This window comes from Nostoc sp. CENA543 (genome assembly GCF_002896875.1).
Taxonomy (GTDB): Bacteria; Cyanobacteriota; Cyanobacteriia; order Cyanobacteriales; family Nostocaceae; genus Trichormus.
The window spans coordinates 5,685,100-5,709,297 of record NZ_CP023278.1; the positions used below are offsets into that span (position 1 = coordinate 5,685,100).

The window sequence follows — 24,198 nt, forward strand, 5'->3', positions numbered from 1 at the left end:
GAAACCTCCGCCCAGACTTTTCGCTCCGACGCGGAGAGGGGCTTAGATATATTGCAAATAAAGGAAAAATGAAGGTTTTGAAGGTACTCTACGAGAAGAGCTTCGCTCTATGGAGAGGGGTTTTTTAAATTCGTCGAACTCACGTTGAATTAATATTGTTACTGTTGCCAAAGCTAAGGGGTTGTAAATTCACTTGATTAAGAAAATTATTCAACCTATGAATTACAACGCTGATTAAATTTGCTCATGCACGATGGAGTTGTCCGCGAATATCTCCGTAAAAAGTTTGCCCTTTGGTATGTAAGTTAAAGTAAAGTTCGCCTTTTTGGAGAATGTATTCCATACCTGCAATTGTTTTCACCTTATCTGATGTACCTGGAACAATTGGACATCCCGCCGTAAATGCACCAACTATTCCACGTCCAGATTTACTGGTTTTTTCAATATGTGCATTGTTGATTTCTACTGAAAACACACCATCAGCAATATTTTCTTGAATATTACCAGCAAGAGCAAAATCAACTAAGATGGGGCCAAGTTGATCAGGTCTACCGCAGTGAATGTGAAACATGACAACATCTTTAGGGTTGACATTTTCAACCTTGACATCTACATAAGCTTTACTTAAGTCACTGGTGAAACGTACTACTCCATGACCGCGTGATTTGCGCTCATTTCTCAGCAAAGATGGTGCAGTAGACCGAAATTCTTGGGGAGTGATGGAGGGTGTGTCTTTCTCTTCACCTGGTTCTTGCTGTGGACTTAAAAAAGCTTCGTACACAAAACCAACTTTTTCGCGTCTATTCAGGTCAAAGTTAATAGATGTAGGTTGAACTGCGATGTTTCCACTATTGGGGACGGAAGCTAAGGCGTTAGAGTTAATAGTTGTCTGGTTGATGTAAATAAACAGCCACAAAATCAAGGATAGACAGGTGATGAGGACAAAAGTATATCTTTTTTTCATAGTCGTTTGCTCTAGGTAAAATGCACCTGGATAAAACTCGTCCAATGTCAAGTTAAATTCCAAACAACTATTATATTTAAACTTTTTGATACAGCAATGCTAAATATTTTTTGGTATATTAATTTACACTAAAGACTCTGATCTTATAGCTACTTATCCAGTAATTTAAAACTAACAATGAAAAAAATGTAATATTAAAGACTTTTAAAAGTATGTAATGAAACTTAGATATCAATAAGAAATAAGTAGTAAAAATTACTAAATGCGATTAGGGAATGATATTTCTAAAACTATACAGCCGATATCAGTTTGGAATGGGCCATGAATCTCGCCTGGTAGTCTGCTAGCGTAATGTCCGGTTTCTAACCACATATCAAAAGCTTGGTCATAAAGACGACCACTAACTACAAAAATCTCTTCAGGATAGGGATGACTTTTTGCACCAAAAGGAGTGGTATCAGCACCAGGAAAAAACCGAGTTAGACGGGTGTATTCGCCAGTTTCTTCATCTATGCTGAGAGTTAGTTCTTCCGCAATTGTTTCTAAGCCTGGAATTGGTTGCCATTTGTCTTGATTTGCTGCAATCAAAGGATTCCAGTAAGTTTTGGTGGATTTTGCCATATTTGCTTGATTTTATGGTTTCTGATTTTCTTTTATTGTATGTGGCGTTTGCCACAACCAAAAAATGAAAGCAAAGGCAAAGAGGAGATCACCGCATCCAGCGAGTAAGAAGGTAAATGATAAATCACCTTGAAACCAGAAGATGAAAAATAAGATAGCGATCGCTATCTTACAAGCGGCGGCAACAGCAATAAAAAATTTCTCTGGTTTAGCTGTGATGGCTAGCCAACCATAACTCGCACCTAAGATAAAAATCCAGGAAGCTATGACCCAATGGACGAAGATGGCATCTTTTGGCAGTTCCACCGTATTCGCCCCATAGTAAACTGGAGGGGCAAATCTAATTGCACCAAACAGATTAAAAATGGTGGTGAGCAATAAACAGTATCGAAACCATGTTGCTACAGGCTTTTGGCTCACTGGAGATGTAGTCATAAATGTTCTAATATTTTATGCAAACTGAGCTTCTATGCAGATTTCTGCAATAGTTTGGATGCTATTCCTTTGAAGATGTGTGGCAATAATTTGAAACCAGGCAAAAAAACGATCCCTAACTGCTGCATCAGTCCGAGTGCATCGCCTTGACCCCAATGCTCAACTATTTTCCCATTCTCAACTCGATCAATGTGCATGATCGATAAACTGATTTGCTTACCTGTTGGTGGGAGTCCTTGAAATTCTCCGAGATGCGTGGCTGTAAATTTTCCGCAGGTTACAACTTGATCATGAGAAACAATGACCTTATCAAAAACATGCTGACCTTGACTGAATGCTAAATAAAACGACATCCCAAATTTATTAAACCCTTCCTTGTCTAAAGGTTCGTGTACACCTGCTAGATGAGCAATAAAATCATCTGCCAGAAGATCCACAGCTTGTTCTATTTTGCGGTCATCAAAAGCTTTGTAAAACTGGAGTACGATCGCTTTGTTTGGTTCAGTCAGCATAGGGAATGGCGTTTTGAGCTAAATTGTAACGCGTCTGCTATACCTGTATGAACAAGTTCCCTGTAGAAAATTGGTTGATGATTTGCGATCGCCTATGCTGGGTTGTGTTTGTAGTAAGATGATCGTGCTGGGAAAATAGTTTTTTACCCTAACATATCCTGAAGATTTGGTATGTAACTGAATAGGGGAAAGCCAATGTTAGTAAACTTACCTTCTGCTTGTGCTTGGTTGTACTCCTCAAGTTTGTTTTGAGCAAGCTGTATTGTACTCACGGAAATGCCGGAATTTTCTGCAAGTTGTAAAAATTCTTGTTGATGATTCACGCCAATTTCCGTAATTAGCCAGGCTAAAACATTATGGCGACTGCTACCATCAAGCATATCAAGCAAACGAAACATCCGAGGAGCATCATTTAAGCTCAGAAATGGACTAATTGATACAGTCGCACGTCCTGCAAATTGGGGGTACTGCTCAATTATTCGGAATAGTTCATTGACGATGAGTTGGCGTTGTGATTCTGTGACAGCTTCAGCTTTAACATTTTGAAAACCAACAGTAGCAGCTAATGCCAAATAAGGAACATTATCGTCTCTCAAACCTTGAAGCAAGTAGTCAATACGCTGGTGTTTAGGAATAAGAGTATAAATAAGTATGTTGGCAACTGCTTGCGGTGGAGACCAATCTGCAAGAATTTGTTGAATATGTGCAGAATCATCGTCATCTAGTTTACCAATCTCTTGAAGAGCGCGGAGTGCATCGTCAAGATCCTCTGCTTTGAGGAATTTGCTTAATTTAGGATTCATTAACCAATAACTTAATGTGAATACAACAAAAAACAAAAATACAGTTAAATGTTCTAACTGCGGGGGCTATTGTTCAGATATTGTACTATCGCAGTTGGTTGACTGTTTTGACGGCCACGAGTTGATGAGTTGCCTAGAGAGATTTTTTGATTTAACATTCTAGGCTAGAGTGTGGATGGAATGAGATTAACCGTCAAATTCCATAAGATCGGGGGTAGGGCTTTAAAAGTGTCTTAGCCTGATAGACATAAATCATATTGATTACCACCCCGCCACGTTTGATTGGTATTGTTTCAATCTCAGTTAGGCTACTAAAGTAAGTTCGATAATTAGCCATCAAATCTTTTCTATTCTTAAAGGACGCAGTAGTAATGTACAGGGCGTTTTCCCCTACCCATTGCTCCGCCCTTGACCAAAAAGCAAAACCACGCATATCGTTGCCAATGTCAAAGCAAGTAATCGGGACGTTCGCTAAAGGTAAGAGGGACATTGCAATTGGGCCACCTAAATAATAGCGATTGGTAAATATAAAGCTAGAGTTCTTTAGGGCAGCACTTAAGACCGGAGAAACAACAAAGCCACGCCGTAGTTGCTGAATATCAATTAGTTCTGTAGAAGGGTCATCCTTGGGAGACAAGAACCCCCCCATGAAAGCGTATTGACTGGGCTTTTGAAGTATTCCTGTTGTCACTTGCAGCAGAGCAATCAGTAAAATGCTGGCTACCATAATTCCCGAACCTACAAGCCATCGCCGCACCCAACGTCGCCCGTGCTGCTCCCAGATGACTGCATGTTGCCCTAATAACAAAGTTGCTGCCCAAAATCCCGGCATTGGCCACGCTGGCAAAATTTGCCGATATCCTCCTATGAGAGTAAACCCTAAAATTAAGGGCAAGGATACCCATAAATTCAATAATTTAGTCGCATCTAAATCTCCCTTAGAGATTAGTGATTTGTGAAAAACATGAATTATTCTTAACAACGCAAGTCGTAAACTAACCCACCATAGTGGCAATCCTATGGTGGGGAACAGGTACGCTACCCCGCCTAAATAGACACCAGCTACACTCAGCAGATTGTACCCACCCCTTGGCATCGCTCGCTCTGATTGAAAACGAAAAGACACCCAATCATGCTGCATATTCCAAAACCACATAGGGAAGATAGTGATCACAAATAAGCCTAACCCTAGCCATGCCCAAGGCGAACGCACAACACAGCGATGAGGTGGACTCGTTAAACAAAAACCAATTAGCCCCAGTCCTAAAACAAACCCGTGATATTTGCTATTGCAGGCTAATCCTACTAGGATACCAAGATAACTCAAGCGATAACTAGGCACATATAAATTAGATGCGCCGGACTTATTCTTCAACAGGCTATGCTTTTGATTTCCAGAATGCCGCCAAAATTCATTGACTGCACAATATAAACTGGCTGACCAAAAAAACATCAGTGGACTATCAGGCAGGCTTAGTATGCCAAAGCCAATTTGAAAAACTGGACTGATGGTGGCAATAGCCAATGTCAAGCAAGCTGCTTTAGCAGAGAATAGTCTATTGCTAGTTAAATACAAGAACACCAAACTGCCTGTATATAAAATCAGTGTCCCCAGGCGAATCGTGAATTGGGATACATCTCCAGTTAACCACGGGCCAAAACCAGTTGTTAGAGCTACAAAAGCTGGATGATCAAAATAGCTCCAGTCTAGATGCAGACTGTAGAGGTAGTAATAAGCCTCATCAAAGGTAGGGTAAAGCCAGAAAGCAATGAAGGAGCGAAACAGCAATCCCCCAACCAGCAACATTACCACTAACTGATTAGTTTTTTGAGCCGACCATTTCTGGAATTTTTGCATTTACTCGAATTCTTATTCTTGATAGACAACCCAACTCATCAACTCCAGCTAGATAAAAACCTAGATGAAAAGCCTAAATTAAAAGCCTAAATTAGAAGCACACAGCAGGGCAAATTTTTGCGTAGTTTTTTGACTCAAAAACTCATTGAATCAACATGAGCTGCTACTTATCGCGATGGATTGAGACTAGCGATCGCCTCATTTTAATCCTCATTCGCTAACTATAAATAATTCTCATTAAGTCTTAATTCCACACTCAGCACACAATAGAGCTAATCATCGATAATCCATATGTAACTCGGCAGCAAGAGTATTGATTTATGTGTATGGAATTTGGGCGCGAAATCTGCGGTAATCTGGAAACGGCTGAATCGAGGGAATGGTTAGTTACCAATGGAATTGGTGGTTATGCTTCGGGTACAGTAGCGGGTTTACTGACTCGCCGTTATCACGGTTTATTGGTAGCAGCTTTGCAACCGCCTTTAGGTCGTACTTTACTGCTGGCAAAACTAGATGAGATCGTTACATATAATAGTTGCTTTTATCCCCTCAATACTAATCGCTGGAGTGATGGGATAGTCAGTCCCCACGGATACCGACATATTGAGCGTTTTACTTTGTCAGGTACAGTCCCTGTCTGGCGGTTTGCCGTGGCTGATGCTGTGTTAGAAAAACGAGTGTGGATGCAACAAGGTGCTAATACAACCTACGTTCAATATACTTTATCTCGCGCCACCCAACCGCTTCAACTCACACTCAAAGCAATGGTTAACTACCGTGATTATCACGGCGATACCCAGAGTAATGGTTGGCAAATGTCCCTAGAAACGGTGGAAAAGGGGATTTGTATCACGGCTTATCCCAGTGCTACACCATTCTATTTAGTCAGTGACTCTGGGAATGTATCCCTGGTTCACAATTGGTATTATGGCTTTGATTTGGCTGTGGAACGTTATCGGGGACTGAGTGACACAGAAGACCATCTCCACGCCGCTACTCTAGAAGTTACACTCAATCCTGGGGAATCATTGACTTTTGTCGCCAGTACAGAAAAACAACCCAATTTGCAAGGTGAAACTGCGCTCAAGTTACGTCAAACTCATGAACAAAAGTTAATCGCAATTGCTAAAGCCCATCAACCCCTTGATAGTCAAGAATTACCACCCTGGATTGAGCAGTTAATTTTAGCTGCTGACCAGTTTATCGTAGACCGTCCACTCCCAGAAGAACCAAACGGTAAAACTATCATTGCTGGTTATCACTGGTTTAGCGATTGGGGAAGGGACACAATGATTAGTCTACCAGGGTTAACAATTTCCACGGGTCGAATAGAAATAGCACGCTCAATTCTCCGCACCTTTGCTAAATACGTCAATCAGGGAATGTTACCTAATCGCTTTCCCGATGCGGGGGAAGAACCGGAATACAATACAGTGGATGCTACGTTATGGTACTTTGAAGCAGTCCGCGCTTATTACAGTGCTACCAAGGATGATCATTTACTGGCGGAACTGTTTGGGGTGTTAGTTGAGATCATTGATTGCCATTGTCGCGGTACACGCTATAACATCCATTTAGACCCCGCCGATGGGTTATTGTATGCTGGGGTTGCAGGTGTGCAGTTAACTTGGATGGATGCGAAGGTAGGAGACTGGGTTGTTACACCCCGCATTGGTAAGCCCGTTGAAGTTAATGCTCTTTGGTATAATGCGTTACGCACAATGGCAAATTTTGCCCGTCAACTTGGTAAACCGCATCAAGAATATCAAGCAATGGCGGATAGAGTTTTAGCGAGATTTTCGCGGTTTTGGCATGATGGCTTGGGTTATTGTTACGACGTAATTGATAGTCCTGATGGTGATGATTTATCGTTGCGTCCCAATCAGATTTTTGCGGTGTCATTACCGGAAAGTCCCCTCACACCTACCCAACAAAAGTCTGTGGTAGAGATTTGTGGGCGAATTTTGTTAACTTCCCACGGATTGCGATCGCTCTCTCCCGACCATCCCCAATATCAAGGAAAATACGGTGGTGGTCAGTATCAACGTGATGGTGCGTATCATCAAGGTACTGTTTGGGGTTGGTTAATAGGTGCGTTTGTACAAGCACACCTGCGCGTTTACAACAATCCTCAGCAGGCGCGTCAATTTCTCGAACCAATGGCAAATCATCTGACTGCACATGGTGTTGGTAGTCTCAGCGAAATTTTTGATGGTGAACCGCCAATGAATCCCAGGGGATGTATTGCCCAAGCTTGGACTGTGGCAGAAGTTTTGCGTACTTGGTTAGCAACTTCAGGCTAAATTTAATTCAAAATGGCAGAATTTATACCAATTCGCAATTCGCAATTCGCAATTCGCAATGGACTAACGTCCCGCTACGCTAACGCAATTAAAAAACTTAGATGCAGCAAAGCTTTTAGGGTTTACATCGTATCAGGTTTTTCGTGAAATGGTATTAGCGTAATGGTGTAGTTAACAACCAACACATTCCAGATTCAAAATCAGGATATTGGTGAATGCGTTGGAATCCAGCTTTCTCGTAAGCACGTAAAGCAATTTCATTTTTGATGGACGCACATATACTAGCTACAGGTGCGGTAGTAGTAGCTGCAAGTAAAGATAAAAGCGATCGCAATGCTGCTGTCCCAATACCTTGACCAATTAGCGATCGTTCACCAATAAAGATATCAATGTCAATAGAATTGGGAACTCCACTCAAACCGATTTCCTCAAGTTGACTAGCAGACCACAATTCCCAACGTAAGTAACCAACTGGCTGATTATCGAAAATTATCATAGCTTGTTGCGTCGTGGGTAGAACTTGGATGGCTTCTTGCAAGTTTCCCTCTGGATTACCCCACCACTCAAGTACGTGTGGGCTGTATAACCATTGCCGTAGAAGTTCGGCGTGCATAGCAGGGTCAAATGGTGCTAGGTTTATTTTACTCATCACCAAACCTCAAGTTGATATTTGATTAATTAAATTATTAACCTTCCTAAATCAGTCGTGAGAAAGCAGAACCCCGACTTCTTGGAGAAGTCGGGGTTCTGAACACAAAATTAATTGGGTGGATTTATTGATGTCCACCTATTTAGCAAAACTTTAGCTCTTATCAGGGATATCAACTCTCGCTGTACCAACGGGAATTTCTCCCTGTAATCCAGTTCTCTTGGCAGTTACGCCATAAAGCAAAATCCTACCACTAGAAGTTCTGGCTTGCACACCCGTAAATTGCACTTCCAAAGAACTTCCAGAAGTTATGGGTTGATCAAAGGTAATCGATAAACGTTCATTAGTAAGTTCTGTTTTAGCTGCAATATCTCTCCCCGATTTATCTCTAATTTTCACTCCCTGAAAACGTTCCATTTGGCTAGGTAAAGCAATCATGATGTCTTCTAGAGACATTCCTACTACTGCAACTCTAATAAAGTGAGTGTTGTTTCTGACACCAGAATTAGTAATATGAGGAACATTAACTGGTAATGAAATCTGTTGAGTTTTTGGCGTAGCTTCATAATTTATCGGCATAGCCATTGCTGGAGAAGTTATAGCTAACAAAAGCATCGACAATCCACTATAAATTAAATTCTTCATGATGCAATTTTTCCTGTTTTTGTGTTATGACGTTAATACAAATCCTGAACTGATAATAAATAGATTGCTGTATAAATATGAGTTCACGCTGATTGATAAATTAAGGGATTGTGAGATTTTACTGTTAATAAACTGATAAATTTTCCTACCTCACTAAAGATAAAACCCTTGATACATAAGGTTTTATAGATTTCTCATCAAAAGCTATAAGTCCATTCAGGGAAAACTCATTTTTCTTTTCGAGACTTATATTAAATTAAAAATATATAAATTAAGATTTATTGATTTTTATAAAAATCTGGTTATGAAAACTAAATTTTTTAGCTGAAATCACACACAACAGGAGATGTCTGGCTATGAGTGTTCTAGAGGACTTATATAAAAGACTAGCTAAACTTACGCTATTAATAGTCAACCCTACTTCCTTACATTTCCGCCTCACTGTGGGAATTGTCACTATTTTTGCATTGGGAATGAGTAGTTTTGTTATGTGGATCAGTTGGGAAATTCAACAGTTCCTCATCACTACTAGTCAACAGCAAGAGATATCTCATCACTACGCTAGGCTGTTAACAGTTTTTCATAGCCTAGGGATGGTTAATTTTTTAGCGATCGCCACTACAGCCATTTTTGCTATGGTGTTGATTAGAAAATTACTTTTACCCTTGCAACAAATTAACCAGTGGATGGGTAATGCAACTGTTTCGGAACTCAATCTGTATCAACTCAATTTCTATCAGACACCCAGTGAAGTCAAAGCCCTGGTGCTGGCTTGTAAACAACTGTTAACGCAGATTCAAGAACTCAAACGACAACAACAACAGTTTACCAAAGACTTAGCCCACGAATTACGCACACCTTTAAGTATGGTGTACGCATATCTGCAAAGAACTCAGCAACGCAGTCAAACTTTAACAGACAACCAAAAAGAAGCCCTCGCAATGGCTGTGTTAGAAGCCGAACGGATGACGCAAATTTTGCAAAACTTATTAGATATGGTTAGGGCAAGTAATAGTATGATGCCCTTACAACCAGAATCATTACTACTAAATGATTTAGTGGTAGATATAGCCCAAATGACGCAAAAATTTGAGCATCGAGAAATTCATCTAGAACTTGTTCCCTTTCCGGTGAGAGTCACAGCAGATCGCAATCAACTGATGCAAGTGTTAAATCATTTAATTGATAACGCGGTGAAATATTCTCAAGCTAGTGAGTTAATCACCATCAAACTCACTCAACATCGGGGATGGGCGATTATTCAAATCAGTGATCAAGGGGAAGGTATCCCTGTTTCAGAACAATCTCGGATTTTTGCACCCTTTTACCGCGTTGATCCTTCCCGCACTCGCGCAACTGGGGGGATGGGTTTGGGTTTATCTATAGTTAAAGGCTTAGTAGAAAACATGGATGGTATGGTTGCAGTGCAGTCAGAACCAGGAAAAGGTAGCACTTTTACCTTAAAATTACCCACGATAGGAGCAAAAAGATGACAGCACATATTCTGCTGGTAGAAGATGAAGTTAAACTAGCGCGCTTTGTAGAATTAGAACTGAGTAGTGAAGGCTACAAAGTGAGTGTCGCCCATGATGGTATTTCTGGTTTGACCTTAGCACGGGAATCATCACCAGATTTAGTAGTCTTAGATTGGATGTTACCAGGACTCACCGGATTAGAACTGTGTCGCCGTTTGCGTACCACGGGCAGCAAAATTCCGGTAATATTGTTGACAGCGAAAGATGAAGTAAGCGATCGCGTAGCAGGATTAGATGCCGGAGCAGATGATTATGTCGTCAAACCCTTCAGTATAGAAGAACTCTTAGCCAGAATTCGCGCCCATCTGCGTCGCACTCAAGAAACAGATCATGATTTATTGCAGTTTGAAGACTTAAGTTTAAATCGTCGCACCCGTGAAGTATTTCGCGGTAAACGGTTAATTGAGTTAACCGCCAAAGAGTTTGATTTATTAGAATATCTGCTTTCCCATCCCCGACAAGTATTTACAAGAGACCAAATTTTAGAAAAAGTTTGGGGTTATGATTTCATGGGTGATTCTAATATTATTGAAGTTTATATTCGTTATTTGCGGCTGAAGTTAGAAGAAAATAACGAGAAACGTTTAGTACATACAGTCCGTGGTGTGGGTTATGCGCTGCGGGAGTAATTTTGAAAATCTAAATTTTAAATAAAAGAGATTAATGCACAACAAAGAATAAAAAATTCAGATATGCAAATTAACTTCAAATTAGCAGACAACAATGATTTAGATACGCTGTTGCAATTCATCCAAAAACTTTACGAAGTTGACGGTAGTATTGCTTTTAATGCTGTTGTTGCTCGTCAGGCATTAATACCACTACTCAGTGATGAATCAATAGGACGAATCTGGTTAATTCAAAACCAAAATTACAGCATTGGTTATGTTATTCTCACATTCAGCTACAGCTTGGAATATGGAGGAAAAGATGCTTTCATTGATGAATTTTACATTGATACAGTTTACCAACGTCAAGGTATAGGTAAGCAAACAATCAAATTTCTGGAAGAGGTTTGTATCTCTTTTAACGTTCAAGCACTACATCTAGAAGTTGAAAAAGAGAATACTTCGGCTCAAAGCTTTTATCACCAAGTTGGATTTGTAGATCATGACCGCTATCTGATGACAAAACACATAAATTAATTCTTGCTAACCACAGAAATATTTTTTAGAATACTTACAATTTCTATCGGGTCTAATCGCTTAGTATAATCTGGATTAACAAAAGCATAAACGACTCTTCCTGTTTGAGAAATTACATATGTGGCTGGCATAGGTAGTTCAAAAGATTCATCTCCGTTGTATTTAGGTAAAACATGACCTAGTTCCTGAAATACTTGTCTTAAATACTCTGGGATTTTAAATACAATGCCAAACTGACGAGCCACATGATTATTGCGATCGCTTAATATTTCATACTCTATTTCATGTTTTTCTACAGTTAATTTTGTATAGTGCAGAGTCTGGGGTGAAATAGCAACTAATGACGCTCCTAATCCCTGGATTGCTGGTAATGCTTGCTGGAGTGCTGCTAGTTCCAAGCTACAAAAAGGACACCAATGTCCTCGGAAAAAAGAAATTACTACAGCACCTTGAGCTAGTAGCTTTTGTAATTCTACCGACTGACTAAAAGCATTAGGCAGAACAAAGTTAGGGGCAATATCACCTAACTTTAAACTTTGTTCAACAATTTCTGAAGCAACTAGTTCATTAATGGATTTCACAATTAAGGAATGTGCATGAGTGGAAATGATGCCATTTTGTATATAACTCTGACTAATTTGCTCCAGAGATTCGGTAAAATTCATAGTAATTTTACTGTCTATTGATTTATGCTTGTCTCTACCTTTTTAGTGGTTACTAGAGAAATACAGTTGCAGTAAAATTACTGAAAAACCGGGAAATAGATGAGGAGATTTTACATCTCATCAATAGGTGGAGTCAGGCTATAATCAGCTGATGCTTGAGTGCGACGACGACTCATTTTTTGCTCGTAAGCGTCGTAAGCAATGCACATCCAAATTAAAGTCATAAATAGGATGTTTTTGTTAAAACTTTCTGCACCATTAGGAAACAAAGTACCAGCAGGGACAATACCAAAAGCCAAAATAATGCTAAAGGTCATGAGTATTAGTAATAATCCTGTCCACCGCACCCAATAGTTAAGAGCAAATAACGCACCTAAAACAATCTCTGCTAAAGGTAGTAACCAGCCGTAAGGAATAGCAATGAACCAAGGTAATGGCCCTACACCCTCCCATCCCGGTGGAATTCCAGGGCCGATAAATTGCAGTTTCCAAGTGATGACTGTTTGGTAGAAGCCGTTAGGAACGCTGAAGTTAAGATAATTAGCAATACCAGAGATGAAAAAGAAAACGCCCATTGTCACACGATTGACGATATAAGCTGTGCGGAGATTGAGTAGGTAGTTCATAGTTTGATTCCAAAAGATTAAGATTTTTCACGCAAAAGTGCAGAGAAATCAAGAAAATTTATCGAGTAGGGGGGGTCAGTTGATTTAATAATGTTGGGATACCTGACCAACTAAAATTCTGTTGAAATTGGGTAGGTTGGGCAGCACGCCAAACTAGGGGAGTAGCTAAAATCATTGCCGCCGCAGTAGTCGCCATCCCAGCTACAAACGGCGTTTGTCCGAGTTGCATATGGGTAATGGAGCGATCGCGTTGAAATAATTCATCAGTCAGCCATTCTGCGGTGACTTTGCGATTATGAGCAGCATTCGGTAAAAGTTGTAGGTAGGTGGCTTCGCGAATTAAATGGCCGGCTTGTCCTTTGATTTGAACTTTGTTGAATAAGTTCGCCACACTTTCATTGAGTCCCAATTTCATCAAAGTTCCGCGCATCGAGATTTGCACAGGCACACTAGGCTTACTTTCGATCATGCGCTTGAGATTTTGGGCGATCGCAATTCCTTGTTGATAGGCGACTTGCGCTGTCGGTGGTTGGGGATTATCGCTAGTTGTCGCACAGTCTCCCGCCGCAAACACTTCGGGAAAGTCTGGTAGTTGTAAAGTCGGTGTCACCAATAGCCGTCCTCGATTGTTAGGGACTGGTAACTCCATCAATAAAGGATGGGGTGCAGTTCCCGCAGTCCAAGCAATGGTTCCCGCTTGTAATACCTTGGTTTGCTCGTTTTGTTTGTACTCTACGCCATCGGCTGTAATTTGGGTGACAGCTGCATCAAATAGAAAATCTACAGGAATCACACGATTTTTCAAAGCACGTTGAGCTATACAGCGTAGATGACTATTAACATCACCTTTGAGGATTTCTCGACTCCGGTTAATCAGAACAACTCGCACCTCAGCCGCATCACCGCCTAATTCGTCATACCAAATCGGTAATAAATCCGCTAAAGTACAAGCCAATTCAATACCGGCTGGCCCTGCACCGATGATAGCGACAGTCAACAGCAACCGCCGACGAGCTACATCTTGAGTTTGAATAGCTTGATATAATCTGTGGCGTAAGTGTTTGCGGAGTGCGATCGCCTGTTCTCCAGATGTTAATGGCATGGCATATTCTGCTGCACCTGGAGTATTAAAGTACGTAGTTTTACTACCTAATGCTAAAACTAAATGACTATAGTTAAATTTTTCACCAGAATCTAGACTTACTTGTTGCTGATGTAAGTCAATGGCTTGCACTGTATTTTGTACAAAGTTGACATGACTACCAGCCAAAAGGTCTTTGTACTTGGGATAGACTTGTTCGCAGCGTAATTCACCGCTTAATAGTTCATATAGTAATGGTTTGAAAGTGAAGCGATCGCGCTGTTCAATTAAAATAATCGGATGCGAGTAGTTTTGCTGGCTTAAGTATAAAGCTGTAAACAGCCCAGCGAAGCCACCACCCAGGATGACTGTAGGATGAGATGCTTGCTGCATAGGTGTATAGTACCAATTTTGGATTTTGGATTTTGGATTTTGGATTCTGGATTAAAAGCCTAGATTCTTAGGCTATTCCAGAATCTCGAAACAATACTACCTATCCCAATTCGGTATAAGTTGCTTTTGTGAGTTGTTCTTAGTATCGCGGTACTCAGCAACTTTCAAGTGATGCAAAGTTAAAGCTTGGCTGAGAAATTCAGGGGAATTTGCAACGAATTTTTCACCACTTTCTCAGCAATAACTCAGATTGTTGATAGTCATTAGTCATTAGTCATTAGTCATTAGTCATTAGTCATTAGTCAGCGACTTTTTCTATTGCTTATTTCCTTGGTGTTTTTGAAAGGCTTGGGTTTCTCCTTTGTGGTTAAATGCCATGACGGTAAATGAGTCTTTTTCATTGCCTAATTCCATACCTGGGGAACCTACAGGCATTCCAGGAACGGCTAAACCTGCAATTTGTGGCTTTTGTTGGAGAAAACGCTTGATATCTTCGGCGGGAATATGTCCTTCCATAACGTAGCCATCGATAATTGCTGTGTGACAAGATGCTAATTCTGGGGGCAAATTGTATTTTTCTTTAATTGCGTCTATGTCGTCAGTTTTGATATCTGCTTGGATATTGAATCCTTGCTTTTGAATGTGGTCTAGCCAATTACCACAACAGCTACAACTGGGACTACGATAAACTTTTACTTGTGGTGTTACTAAAGTTTCAGCAATGGCAGATGACGCACTAATTCCTGTAATCAACCCCATCACCATCATCATCACTAGCAAGAACGAAAGTAATAGTTTTTGCATTATTAATACCTCTCCTATAAAATTATCATCTAAATTTAAAATTACCCGTCAGATTAATTAATACTGATATAAATATCAATCTAAATAAGATTAAATTGCGATCGCACCCTGTGGCTTAAGTACAAATATTTAGTCTTCACAGTCCTCATGAATCCATTCCCTTGCAGCTTTTTCGGCTGTATGGGGTGTGAAATAGATTTTACGTTCTCCAAACACCGCACCACCTACAGTTAAGACTCGAAACTGCCAACAGTCATCTGTAGTAAAAACCAATAAGGTTGCACCTTCGATACCAAGAAGCTGGTGAATTTTGACTTGCTTATTTATCATTATTACTCAGCCATCAATAATTGCTAATTAGACCAATCATTATGGCAAAGCAAATTAGAATTGACGACTGTGGAAAGAGATAAAATTGTGAACATAACTCAAAATACCCCTAACACCAAAGCTAGAGGTATTTCTGTTGTGACAGTCAACAGTTAACAAAATTTAAATAGAATAATACAAAGGGAAGGATTTAGCATCCTTGGGTTTTACATAAACTTTTTGCTGTGCTTCTAACTCTAATTCGTTGAAGCGATCGCGTGTTAAATGAGCATTCACCACTTGACCATCATCTAGTGTTAACTCTACCTGAATTTCCCAGCCCAGGTGAATTAAGCGAGTGACTGTTGCAGGCGCAGTTGTGCCATTAGATTGCTTTTGAATCACCACATCTTGTGGTCGTAAAAATACCTCTGGGTGTGGTGAATCAAATCCTGTACTTTGGAAAATCTTTGATGTGCTAGGTAAGACGTTAACTGGCCCGATAAAACTCATCACAAAAGCACTAGCAGGATTATCATAAATCTCCGCCGGTGTTCCTACTTGTTCGACTCTTCCTTTGTTCATGACCACGACTTTATCAGAAACTTCCATTGCTTCTTCTTGGTCATGGGTAACGAAAACTGTAGTGACATGAACTTCATCATGAAGACGACGTAACCAAGCACGTAAATCTTTACGAACTTTGGCATCTAAAGCCCCAAATGGCTCATCTAATAGTAATACACTCGGTTCTACAGCTAAGGCTCTAGCTAAAGCTACGCGTTGTCTTTGTCCACCAGATAATTGTGAAGGATAGCGATCGCCTAATCCACTCAACTGCACTAATTCTAACAACTGCTCTACACGCCCCTGCACCTTTTTTACCGGAGTTTTACGAATTTCTAAGCCAAAAGCAATGTTTTGCCGCACAGTGAGATGCTTAAATAGTGCATAGTGTTGAAACACAAATCCAATGTTTCTTTCTTGCACACTTTGATGTGTGGCATCTTTGCCCGTGAGAATAATCTTGCCGCTATCTGGAGTTTCTAAACCAGCAATTAAACGCAGTAAAGTAGATTTACCAGAACCGGAAGGCCCCAATAAAGCCACTAGTGAGCCACTTTCAATTTCTAGACTAACCTCATCAACAGCTTTAAAACTGCCAAACTGCTTGGATACGTTTTCAACTACTATGCCCACAAACTCTGTACCTCTGCAACTCTAAGTACGGATCATTGCTAGGATTACCGTATCTTACATATACCATACTTAACCCTGTTTGGATAAATAAGATTTTGTTCAGTAGTAGTGAGTGCTGTTAGCGGTAGCGGGGCGTTTAGCCGGTGCTGTTAGCGGTAGCGCGGCGTTTAGCCCGTGCTGAGTTTTGAGTTTTGAGTGCTGAGTATTGATCTGACTTTTCATTATTATGTGGAAAAGTCTACGGAAAATATAACTTCCGATCCTGAAATTCAAAGTCTCTCTCCTCGCAGGAGAGAGATTTAGAGAGAGGTTGTCTAGATACCGTGAAAAGTCAGAGTGCTGAGTGATGACTATTTAAGCTGAAAGATTAGCTACCTAGAACCTGAAATTTCAATTGACCCAGAAAGTCAACGTTTGCTTTACCTTCTAAACTAAACAAAAACACCTGATAATCACCCGTGTTTGGAAACTGACAAGAAATTTGAGTCTCCTTAGCTGCATTGATTTGACTGCGACATCTGCCGATATCTTGTTGTTTTATTTGTTGATTTTTATCACTTTCCAAGAAATCTCCAGAACTGGGCAAATCCCAAGATGAAGATTCTGTTGTTTGTACTTTAGTAAACAGAGCAACTATCCTCTTCTGGTAACTAGGATAAGTAGCAATTTTAATTTCAGCACTTTTCTGCACCTTTGTTTGATATTCAGTGGGAGAAACCAACGTTAATTTATCTATAGCAAATTGAGGTGTGATAACTGGTTTATTTTCAAAGGTATTGTAATCTTCTAGATGTTGTAACAATTGCCAGTTTAAATGTTTAGGAAAATGACTTATGCTCATGACTTGAGGCGGGATCATCAGGTAGTTTGTGCTATATGAAGAACCGAATTCACTAGAATTACCATCATCCCAAGTTGTATCAACTAATTGCCAATTATCTAAAATTTTGACTGCATTCCAAGCATGATTAGTCCAGTCATAATCAGAATTTAAGAGTCTAAACAATTTAGGAATTAAGTCTATAGGAGCTAAATCCCGACGAATTTTTCCGCTAATATAGACAACATCTACACCCATGCTTTGACCCAAAGCCATAAATAAATTAGCATAGCCCTCACATACTGCTTTGTGTGTGCGGAATACGGTTTGAGCATCTTGAGACGGACGTATTCCTGTTTTCAGCACATCTAAATCATAAGTGACGCGGCTAACAACATAGTCATGGATAGCTTTAATTCGTAAATATGGGTCTGATTCATTTTGAGCAATATATCGAGCAACAGATTCAATAGTTGTTTCTATATTGGCTGGCATATTTGCAACAACTGGATGAATTGCCTCATGATCTTTCCACGGCCAAGGTGAATTTAATGTGGGTGGCGCAGGTTTATGCACTACAAAGTCAATAAAATTATTAATTGGTTGGTGAATAAATGATGGATTACTTTGATAAATGAGTGCGATTAACAGTAAACCCCAACCCAAAACATATTTTCTTTTTACCTGTTTTAATCGGCTAAACTGCCAAGATATTGATGTCAATAATGGGTGGTTACTATATTCTAAAATTTGACGATTTTTGATTAGAAAGATTAATAATCTGACAACTAAAACTAGTCCCAAAACACTAAATATCAATATTGATATACCAGTGATTAAATTACCTGTAAGTAGGATAGAAGCACCTTGATAACATGAATATGCTAGCCCACTCACTAAAATCAAGAGAAGCAGTATTAATCCCACTCTCCACATCAAGAGTTTTCTTTGTTTCTGCTTCAGCTTCCGAACTTCTTTAAAAAAACTGGCTTCAAGATTGTCAGGCATAATATACCTTAATAGGTAATCAGACTAAGGGTAGTATTTCGGTCATAATACAAAAAATTATACCTAATAAATCCCTTTTATACCCACACTAATACGCGATTTTAGTTACCACAGCTACCACAATCTAAAGTTCCACAAATAGTCAATAGTCAATAGTCAACAGTCAATAGTCAATAGTCAATAGTCAATAGTCATTACTCATTACTCATTACTCATTACTCATTACTCATTACTCACCACTCATTACTCACCACTCATTACTCACCACTCATTACTCCTCCCTTGCCCTCCTTATCTACCCCAATACCCTAAACTTTGTATCGAAATATTAAGGAATGTTGCATTTATGTCAAAACCTGAAGGGAGAGCGAGAAATCAGCCAAAAGACCGTGGTACGATGCTTTCGGTAAACGGTAAATGTGAAGATTGGGAGAAGACCTTTGACACTACGGGTTGCTGTTGTTGGGTCAGGCCCAGCTGGTTCCTCTGCTGCTGAAACACTAGCAAAGGCTGGGATTGAAACCTACCTGTTTGAGCGTAAGCTCGATAACGCCAAGCCTTGCGGGGGTGCGATACCTCTGTGCATGGTGAGTGAATTTGATCTACCACCAGAAATTATTGATCGGCAAGTGCGGAAGATGAAAATGATTTCACCTTCCAATCGTGAGGTTGATATCAATCTATTAAATCAAGAAGAATATATAGGAATGTGCCGCCGCGAAGTGCTAGATGGCTTCTTGCGGAATCGGGCGGCGAAATTGGGTGCGGTTTTAATTAATGCCACTGTTCATAAAGTAGATATACCATCAAATAACACTGATCCATATACTATTCACTATGTTGATCATAGTGAAGGTGCTGCAACAGGGATTGCTAAAAGCCTGAAAGTGGATTTGATTATCGGGGCGGATGGTGCTAATTCCCGCATAGCGAAAGAAATGGATGCTGGGGATTATAACTATGCGATCGCATTCCAAGAGCGAATTCGCCTGCCCGAAGATAAAATGGCATACTACAACGAACTTGCCGAAATGTACGTTGGTAACGACGTTTCCACAGACTTCTACGCTTGGGTATTCCCCAAATATGATCACGTTGCGGTGGGAACCGGCACCATGCACGTTAACAAAGCCAGCATCAAACAACTGCAAGCTGGTATCCGCGCCCGTGCTACCGAAAAACTAGCAGGTGGTAAAATCATCAAAGTAGAAGCCCATCCCATCCCTGAACATCCCCGTCCCCGTCGTGTTGTAGGACGAATTGCCCTAGTGGGAGACGCAGCAGGCTATGTCACCAAATCTTCTGGTGAAGGGATTTACTTTGCTGCTAAATCTGGAAGAATGTGTGCAGAAACCATTGTGGAAGTTTCCCAAAACGGTAGCCGCATTCCCACCGAAAAAGAAATCAAGCTGTATCTCCAACGCTGGGATAAAAAATACGGACTCACTTACAAAGTCCTCGACATCCTACAAACAGTCTTCTATCGTTCCGACGCAACCCGCGAAGCATTCGTCGAAATGTGCGCTGACTTGGATGTCCAAAAGCTGACCTTTGATAGCTATCTGTATAAAACAGTCGTCCCCGCTAACCCCATCACTCAGTTAAAGATTACCGCCAAAACCATTGGTAGTTTGCTGCGCGGTAACGCTTTAGCACCCTAATTCTAGGGCATGGGGCATTGGGCATTGGGCATTAGGGTACAATCTACCTTGTCCACCTTGTCTATTAATTTCCCATTCCCCATTCCCCATTCCCCAATTTAAATAGCACTCCCTAGATTCTGCCAATAGGGAGTGCTATTTAGTTTCAGCAAGATTTAGCTTTGATTTGTAGCGATGTGTTTGTCAATTTGCGAGTAAAGCTTACTTGTAGGGTAATCAATACAGAGACATCTAGACACGCGCAGGGCGACTGCTTGAAGAGTAGAATCTACCGTAATTCCCTACATTGCAAACTGCACCTTCCTCTGTTCCATTGTTCAGGAAATTGAGCAAGATTTCATTCAACTACTGATGTGGTAGCACCCTCACTTGATGGTGGGAGGCTGGGCAATTCTAGACAGTATCCCGCACCATACACAGTTTTAATATAGCGAGGGTGGCGGGGATCAGGTTCTAGCTTGGTTCGGAGGTGACGGATATGCACACGAATGGTCTCTATGTCATCGTCAGGGTCGTATCCCCAAACTTCTCTGAGGATTTCACTGGGTGAGACGGTTTGACCATGACGTTGCAGCAAACAATGCAGTAATTCAAATTCAAGGTGAGTAAGTTTTACCGTTTGGTGAAACCAAATCGCCTCGAATCTTTCTGGAACTAGGGTTAAAGGGCCATAGTTCAAAATTTCGCTATGTTTTGCAGCTTGAGGAATGCGGTCAGTCCGTCGCAGTAGGGCGCGGACTCGCGCCAGCATTTCTTCCACCTCAAAGGGTTTGGTGAGATAGTCGTCTGCGCCAGCGTTGAAACCTTCTACCTTATCTTGAGTTTGACTAAGGGCAGTCAGCATCAAAACGGGTATTTCGGCTGTACGTTCGTCCCGACGCAGGCGTTGACAAACTGTAAAACCATCCACTCTTGGCAACATCAGATCAAGCATGATCAAGTCTGGTTGCAACTGGAGAGCTAGGGCTTGACCTTTAATTCCATCTTCGGCTTGACTTACATCGTAGCCAGCCATTTCCAAGTTGACGGCAACGAGTTCTGAAATTGCTGGGTCATCGTCTATGACAAGAATCCTCGGCATTCTTAAAAAATTATTACTACTTATTAAGGATAAATAAGAACCTTTGGTAGATACAAAGATTTCTGTCTTGATTATAAAAAAGATTTTAAATCTAACATAAACCTTAAAACTAACGAAATTGTGAAATCAGGAATAAATTACCTGAAATCCGCGCTCTAATGTGTTACGCTCCCTACAAATCCTCTAGGTTTGTCCAAAATTGATTGTAAGCTGCCAACGGGGAAATACATAATTCTTAAAACACAATTCTTAATACAAGGTGACTTTTCTGAATTTTAGGCGTTTTGAGCAAATGTTGGGATGGAACTTGGGCTAGATCAGCAGTCAAAATGCTGGTCACAAAGTTTTCACCCGTGATGTTATCACATGGTCATAAAATGAGTGAGCGATCGCAGCAAAAATATTTTGAGATCACCTGTAATTCGCTGAATCATTCAGCTACATAAACAAAGCCTGCTGTTGCAGGCTTAATGTATAAAGTAGTCAAATACTGTTTCAATCAGGCTAGCTTCTATTTTTCAGTTTGACTGACTAGATAGATGCTGGCTTTTTCTTGAGTAATTGGCTTCCTAATGATGCGACAGCCAATAAACCTAAAATTGCTCCAGGTTCAGGAATCAATGTAGCTGTTAACTGACCACCATTATCTAAGCGACAATTGGGGAAAGTATCACAAATTTCGGGAGACAGGTCATCTTTTAAGAAAATTCTAGCGGTTTCTAGTCCTTCTTCTGGATTTACGTAGGTGTAGAAATATAAACCTGAAACTGTGCTGTTGAAGTCAATCCCTAAATCAAAACCATTGGCTGTGTCAAAGTTACCAGTTTGCAATACTTTTTTGGTAACTGTATCAAAGTTGAAATTAAAACTCGTATCAGCAGGATTAGGCAAACTGTAATTAAATGCCTGAAGAAGATTGCCACTGGGGTCAAAGAAGGAAATCGCAAACTCACTCAGCTGATCTTTAGAGATGACACTGCCTTGATAAATGTCATCATAGCTGAATTCTCCTGTGGCTGTATAACCTTGATCTCCCCTCCAATCCAGCTTAAATGCAGCAGCATCAGCACTTTCAACATTAAATAAAGCAGCCATTGAGGTAACAGCAATAACGGCTACTTTAGCTGTGATTCGGTTACAAATACTTTTCATTGTCTTGATAATGCTAGTAAATTCTGATGTGGTCGCAACCATCAAGTTTTTTGCTATTTATAAACAAAAAACGCTGATTTTTATGACAAAGGTGATATACAAAAAGCAGATTAATCAATCCAAATAAACACGTAAACCCTCATGGAACAGATGAACAGCGCAAATTGTGCATCATATCCAGATACGTTTTTATTTGTTTATTCGTAATTAAAATTACGCCGAATAGGATTAATTAATCTTTAAATCACCTTTGCGGAAATTCTACCACTAGATTCATTCTGTTCAAAGTTTTTATATTTATTTTTTCTGAAAAACATAAATAACAAAAATATTTTAGATTGTTTTTTAATGTCTATTAATTCAATCTTAATCTATTATTAAACAAGTATTGTTTTCCAATCAATACACATTAAAACAAGCAAAAATCTTTATAATTTTCATACTTTGCTATTCCTATTAGCATCTATTTCCTGGATTCAAAACTATTAGTTAAATCAATCATTACCTCACCTTAATCAAAACTAACTAACTTCTAACTGGCATTTGATGTAACCAAAAAATCTTTATGCAATTATCAAGACGCAAATTTTTTACATTAGCGGGTGCAAGTGCTGCTGGTACTGTGTTGGCTTCTCCCTTAGAAGGTCTGATTGCGAGAAAAGCTTTTGGCCAAGTTGCTGGAATAGGATATGGGCCACTTCGTTCAGATCCCAACAGATTGTTAGATTTGCCAGCCGGATTTAGCTATACAACCTTCTCTCGCACCAACGACCTCATGAACGATGGTTCTAGAGTGCCTGGTTCACACGATGGGATGGCTGCATTTGCCGGCCCCAGAAACACAATCATCTTAGTGCGTAACCACGAACTTAGCCCTGGTTTAACTGGGTTACGCGCACAAGTGCCAGAACCCTACGATGCGATTGCTAGAGGTGGTACAACAACTCTGGTTGTTAATCAAAATGGTCAGTTAATCAAACACTTTGCTTCTCTGGGTGGAACTATCCGTAACTGTGCAGGTGGCCCAACACCTTGGGGTTCTTGGATTAGCTGTGAAGAGAACGTAGATATCCCCAATGGAAGTAATGGCTTGACCAAACCACACGGCTACAACTTTGAAGTTCCAGCAAGTGCCACATCTCCTGTTAAGCCAGTACCTTTAGTTGATATGGGACGGTTTAATCATGAGGCTGTAGCTGTAGATCCCAAAACTGGTATTGTATATGAGACTGAAGATGCCTCGAATAGTCTCTTCTATCGTTTTATCCCCAAAGTACCCGGCAAATTAGCAGAAGGTGGCACTCTTCAAGCTCTGAGAATAAAAGATTACCCAGAAGTCAACACCTCAACTTTTGGCTTTCAACCCTTCCAAAAACTTTCTGTAGATTGGGTAACTATTCCTGAGCCAAACCCAACTACAGTAGATAATGTGAGAGTGCAAGGTCGGACTTTGGGCGCAGCTCGTTTTGCTCGCGGAGAAGGCATTTGGTATGGCAAAAACAAAAACACTGGTAAGAGTGAACTTTACTTCTGCTGTACAAGTGGCGGTGCAATTGGTGCTGGTCAAGTTTGGCTTTACATTCCTGAAGATGAGACTATCGAACTGTTTGTAGAGTCTACATCTAGAGATGAGCTTGATGCTCCTGACAACATTGTTGTCGCACCTTTTGGGGATCTCATCCTCTGCGAAGATGGGGGCGGAGAACAGTACCTAAGAGGTGTAACACCTGATGGGAAACTCTATAATTTTGCGCGTAATGCTCTCAATACCAGTGAATTTTGCGGAGCTTGCTTCTCTCCCGATGGTAAGATTCTATTTGTGAATATCCAAAGCCCTGGTATTACTCTTGCTATTACAGGCCCCTGGCATACAAAAGCTTAGGGACAATTGTGAAATTTTACTACTCTTGTAACCCTAGTTGAAAAAA

Annotated in this window: 24 protein-coding genes; 6 read left to right on the top strand and 18 right to left on the bottom strand. The window is 40.4% G+C overall.

Features of this window, described 5'->3' with window-relative positions:
• Positions 1-244: 244 nt before the first annotated feature.
• The 6 genes from CLI64_RS23770 to CLI64_RS23795 form a co-directional block, all read right to left on the bottom strand.
• Positions 245-964, bottom strand: a complete 720-nt coding sequence (locus tag CLI64_RS23770) for a CHRD domain-containing protein (RefSeq protein ID WP_103139537.1) — start codon at positions 962-964, stop codon at positions 245-247.
• Between the two features lie 258 nt (positions 965-1,222).
• The gene (locus CLI64_RS23775; RefSeq protein WP_103139538.1) at positions 1,223-1,585 is read right to left on the bottom strand and encodes a cupin domain-containing protein; all 363 of its coding nucleotides are present in this window, start codon (positions 1,583-1,585) and stop codon (positions 1,223-1,225) included.
• 12 nt (positions 1,586-1,597) lie between these two features.
• Positions 1,598-2,020: a hypothetical protein gene (locus CLI64_RS23780; protein ID WP_103139539.1), complete on the bottom strand. Its 423-nt coding sequence runs from the start codon at positions 2,018-2,020 to the stop codon at positions 1,598-1,600.
• Between the two features lie 32 nt (positions 2,021-2,052).
• Complete coding sequence (locus CLI64_RS23785; RefSeq protein WP_103139540.1) at positions 2,053-2,532, bottom strand: ester cyclase; 480 nt, start codon at positions 2,530-2,532, stop codon at positions 2,053-2,055.
• Positions 2,533-2,675: 143 nt separating this feature from the next.
• Positions 2,676-3,335, bottom strand: a complete 660-nt coding sequence (locus tag CLI64_RS23790; RefSeq protein ID WP_157943317.1) for a hypothetical protein — start codon at positions 3,333-3,335, stop codon at positions 2,676-2,678.
• A gap of 193 nt (positions 3,336-3,528) precedes the next feature.
• A complete protein-coding gene (locus tag CLI64_RS23795; protein ID WP_103139542.1) occupies positions 3,529-5,193 on the bottom strand; it encodes a glycosyltransferase family 39 protein in 1,665 nt (554 codons plus the stop codon).
• A gap of 320 nt (positions 5,194-5,513) precedes the next feature.
• Here CLI64_RS23795 and CLI64_RS23800 point away from each other — a divergent pair, with 320 nt between their 5' ends.
• A complete protein-coding gene (locus CLI64_RS23800; protein ID WP_103139543.1) occupies positions 5,514-7,496 on the top strand; it encodes an amylo-alpha-1,6-glucosidase in 1,983 nt (660 codons plus the stop codon).
• A gap of 154 nt (positions 7,497-7,650) precedes the next feature.
• On the opposite strand, the gene CLI64_RS23805 is transcribed toward CLI64_RS23800, so the two are convergent.
• On the bottom strand, positions 7,651-8,145 hold the full coding sequence (locus CLI64_RS23805) for a GNAT family N-acetyltransferase (protein WP_103139544.1): 495 nt from the start codon (positions 8,143-8,145) through the stop codon (positions 7,651-7,653).
• Between the two features lie 153 nt (positions 8,146-8,298).
• On the bottom strand, positions 8,299-8,790 hold the full coding sequence (locus CLI64_RS23810) for a DUF2808 domain-containing protein (protein ID WP_103139545.1): 492 nt from the start codon (positions 8,788-8,790) through the stop codon (positions 8,299-8,301).
• A 356-nt stretch (positions 8,791-9,146) separates the two neighbouring features.
• Between CLI64_RS23810 and CLI64_RS23815 the strand changes: the two genes are divergently transcribed.
• The 3 genes from CLI64_RS23815 (at position 9,147) to CLI64_RS23825 (ending at position 11,470) form a co-directional block, all read left to right on the top strand.
• Positions 9,147-10,283 (top strand): cell wall metabolism sensor histidine kinase WalK, encoded by a 1,137-nt coding sequence (locus CLI64_RS23815; protein ID WP_103139546.1) that lies wholly within the window; start codon positions 9,147-9,149, stop codon positions 10,281-10,283.
• Positions 10,280-10,954, top strand: a complete 675-nt coding sequence (locus tag CLI64_RS23820) for a response regulator transcription factor (RefSeq protein WP_103139547.1) — start codon at positions 10,280-10,282, stop codon at positions 10,952-10,954. Before CLI64_RS23815 ends, CLI64_RS23820 begins: the two co-directional genes overlap by 4 nt.
• Before the next feature lie 63 nt (positions 10,955-11,017).
• Positions 11,018-11,470, top strand: a complete 453-nt coding sequence (locus tag CLI64_RS23825; protein ID WP_103139548.1) for an N-acetyltransferase — start codon at positions 11,018-11,020, stop codon at positions 11,468-11,470.
• Here CLI64_RS23825 and CLI64_RS23830 read toward each other — a convergent pair.
• The 8 genes from CLI64_RS23830 to CLI64_RS23860 all read right to left on the bottom strand — a co-directional run bounded on the left by CLI64_RS23830 (position 11,467) and on the right by CLI64_RS23860 (position 18,376).
• On the bottom strand, positions 11,467-12,135 hold the full coding sequence (locus tag CLI64_RS23830) for a peroxiredoxin-like family protein (protein ID WP_103139549.1): 669 nt from the start codon (positions 12,133-12,135) through the stop codon (positions 11,467-11,469). The two genes, CLI64_RS23825 and CLI64_RS23830, sit on opposite strands and share 4 nt — an antisense overlap.
• Positions 12,136-12,245: 110 nt before the next feature.
• Complete coding sequence (locus tag CLI64_RS23835) at positions 12,246-12,761, bottom strand: DoxX family membrane protein (protein WP_103139550.1); 516 nt, start codon at positions 12,759-12,761, stop codon at positions 12,246-12,248.
• Positions 12,762-12,819: 58 nt separating this feature from the next.
• The gene (locus tag CLI64_RS23840; protein ID WP_103139551.1) at positions 12,820-14,235 is read right to left on the bottom strand and encodes an NAD(P)/FAD-dependent oxidoreductase; all 1,416 of its coding nucleotides are present in this window, start codon (positions 14,233-14,235) and stop codon (positions 12,820-12,822) included.
• A gap of 315 nt (positions 14,236-14,550) precedes the next feature.
• Positions 14,551-15,039 (bottom strand): DUF411 domain-containing protein, encoded by a 489-nt coding sequence (locus CLI64_RS23845; protein ID WP_103139552.1) that lies wholly within the window; start codon positions 15,037-15,039, stop codon positions 14,551-14,553.
• A 129-nt stretch (positions 15,040-15,168) separates the two neighbouring features.
• Positions 15,169-15,369, bottom strand: a complete 201-nt coding sequence (locus CLI64_RS23850; protein ID WP_103139553.1) for a hypothetical protein — start codon at positions 15,367-15,369, stop codon at positions 15,169-15,171.
• Positions 15,370-15,531: 162 nt separating this feature from the next.
• On the bottom strand, positions 15,532-16,548 hold the full coding sequence (locus CLI64_RS23855) for a sulfate/molybdate ABC transporter ATP-binding protein (protein WP_103139554.1): 1,017 nt from the start codon (positions 16,546-16,548) through the stop codon (positions 15,532-15,534).
• A 99-nt stretch (positions 16,549-16,647) separates the two neighbouring features.
• The gene (locus CLI64_RS32035) at positions 16,648-16,770 is read right to left on the bottom strand and encodes a hypothetical protein (protein ID WP_264082467.1); all 123 of its coding nucleotides are present in this window, start codon (positions 16,768-16,770) and stop codon (positions 16,648-16,650) included.
• Between the two features lie 145 nt (positions 16,771-16,915).
• Positions 16,916-18,376 (bottom strand): transglutaminase domain-containing protein, encoded by a 1,461-nt coding sequence (locus CLI64_RS23860; RefSeq protein ID WP_103139555.1) that lies wholly within the window; start codon positions 18,374-18,376, stop codon positions 16,916-16,918.
• 440 nt (positions 18,377-18,816) lie between these two features.
• Between CLI64_RS23860 and chlP the strand changes: the two genes are divergently transcribed.
• Entirely contained in the window at positions 18,817-20,037 is a 1,221-nt protein-coding gene (gene chlP / locus CLI64_RS23865; protein ID WP_103140848.1) for a geranylgeranyl reductase, read from the top strand.
• 337 nt (positions 20,038-20,374) lie between these two features.
• On the opposite strand, the gene CLI64_RS23870 is transcribed toward chlP, so the two are convergent.
• Positions 20,375-21,118: a response regulator transcription factor gene (locus CLI64_RS23870; RefSeq protein ID WP_103139556.1), complete on the bottom strand. Its 744-nt coding sequence runs from the start codon at positions 21,116-21,118 to the stop codon at positions 20,375-20,377.
• Positions 21,119-21,649: 531 nt separating this feature from the next.
• Complete coding sequence (locus CLI64_RS23875) at positions 21,650-22,270, bottom strand: PEP-CTERM sorting domain-containing protein (protein WP_103140849.1); 621 nt, start codon at positions 22,268-22,270, stop codon at positions 21,650-21,652.
• A 565-nt stretch (positions 22,271-22,835) separates the two neighbouring features.
• Here CLI64_RS23875 and CLI64_RS23880 point away from each other — a divergent pair.
• A complete protein-coding gene (locus tag CLI64_RS23880; protein WP_103139557.1) occupies positions 22,836-24,152 on the top strand; it encodes an alkaline phosphatase PhoX in 1,317 nt (438 codons plus the stop codon).
• Positions 24,153-24,198: the final 46 nt, after the last annotated feature.

Coding starts and splice junctions, on each gene's coding strand:
- CLI64_RS23785 (WP_103139540.1), bottom strand. CDS start 2,532: ATGCTGACTGAACCAAACAAAGCGATCGTACTCCAGTTTTACAAAGCT.
- CLI64_RS23795 (WP_103139542.1), bottom strand. CDS start 5,193: ATGCAAAAATTCCAGAAATGGTCGGCTCAAAAAACTAATCAGTTAGTG.
- CLI64_RS23805 (WP_103139544.1), bottom strand. CDS start 8,145: ATGAGTAAAATAAACCTAGCACCATTTGACCCTGCTATGCACGCCGAA.
- CLI64_RS23870 (WP_103139556.1), bottom strand. CDS start 21,118: ATGCCGAGGATTCTTGTCATAGACGATGACCCAGCAATTTCAGAACTC.
- CLI64_RS23825 (WP_103139548.1), top strand. CDS start 11,018: ATGCAAATTAACTTCAAATTAGCAGACAACAATGATTTAGATACGCTG.
- CLI64_RS23780 (WP_103139539.1), bottom strand. CDS start 2,020: ATGACTACATCTCCAGTGAGCCAAAAGCCTGTAGCAACATGGTTTCGA.
- CLI64_RS23880 (WP_103139557.1), top strand. CDS start 22,836: ATGCAATTATCAAGACGCAAATTTTTTACATTAGCGGGTGCAAGTGCT.
- CLI64_RS23815 (WP_103139546.1), top strand. CDS start 9,147: ATGAGTGTTCTAGAGGACTTATATAAAAGACTAGCTAAACTTACGCTA.
- CLI64_RS23845 (WP_103139552.1), bottom strand. CDS start 15,039: ATGCAAAAACTATTACTTTCGTTCTTGCTAGTGATGATGATGGTGATG.
- CLI64_RS23850 (WP_103139553.1), bottom strand. CDS start 15,369: ATGATAAATAAGCAAGTCAAAATTCACCAGCTTCTTGGTATCGAAGGT.
- CLI64_RS23820 (WP_103139547.1), top strand. CDS start 10,280: ATGACAGCACATATTCTGCTGGTAGAAGATGAAGTTAAACTAGCGCGC.
- CLI64_RS23835 (WP_103139550.1), bottom strand. CDS start 12,761: ATGAACTACCTACTCAATCTCCGCACAGCTTATATCGTCAATCGTGTG.
- CLI64_RS23775 (WP_103139538.1), bottom strand. CDS start 1,585: ATGGCAAAATCCACCAAAACTTACTGGAATCCTTTGATTGCAGCAAAT.
- CLI64_RS23875 (WP_103140849.1), bottom strand. CDS start 22,270: ATGAAAAGTATTTGTAACCGAATCACAGCTAAAGTAGCCGTTATTGCT.
- CLI64_RS32035 (WP_264082467.1), bottom strand. CDS start 16,770: ATGAAAAGTCAGATCAATACTCAGCACTCAAAACTCAAAACTCAGCAC.
- CLI64_RS23810 (WP_103139545.1), bottom strand. CDS start 8,790: ATGAAGAATTTAATTTATAGTGGATTGTCGATGCTTTTGTTAGCTATA.
- CLI64_RS23800 (WP_103139543.1), top strand. CDS start 5,514: ATGTGTATGGAATTTGGGCGCGAAATCTGCGGTAATCTGGAAACGGCT.
- CLI64_RS23770 (WP_103139537.1), bottom strand. CDS start 964: ATGAAAAAAAGATATACTTTTGTCCTCATCACCTGTCTATCCTTGATT.
- CLI64_RS23830 (WP_103139549.1), bottom strand. CDS start 12,135: ATGAATTTTACCGAATCTCTGGAGCAAATTAGTCAGAGTTATATACAA.
- CLI64_RS23790 (WP_157943317.1), bottom strand. CDS start 3,335: ATGAATCCTAAATTAAGCAAATTCCTCAAAGCAGAGGATCTTGACGAT.
- CLI64_RS23840 (WP_103139551.1), bottom strand. CDS start 14,235: ATGCAGCAAGCATCTCATCCTACAGTCATCCTGGGTGGTGGCTTCGCT.
- CLI64_RS23860 (WP_103139555.1), bottom strand. CDS start 18,376: ATGCCTGACAATCTTGAAGCCAGTTTTTTTAAAGAAGTTCGGAAGCTG.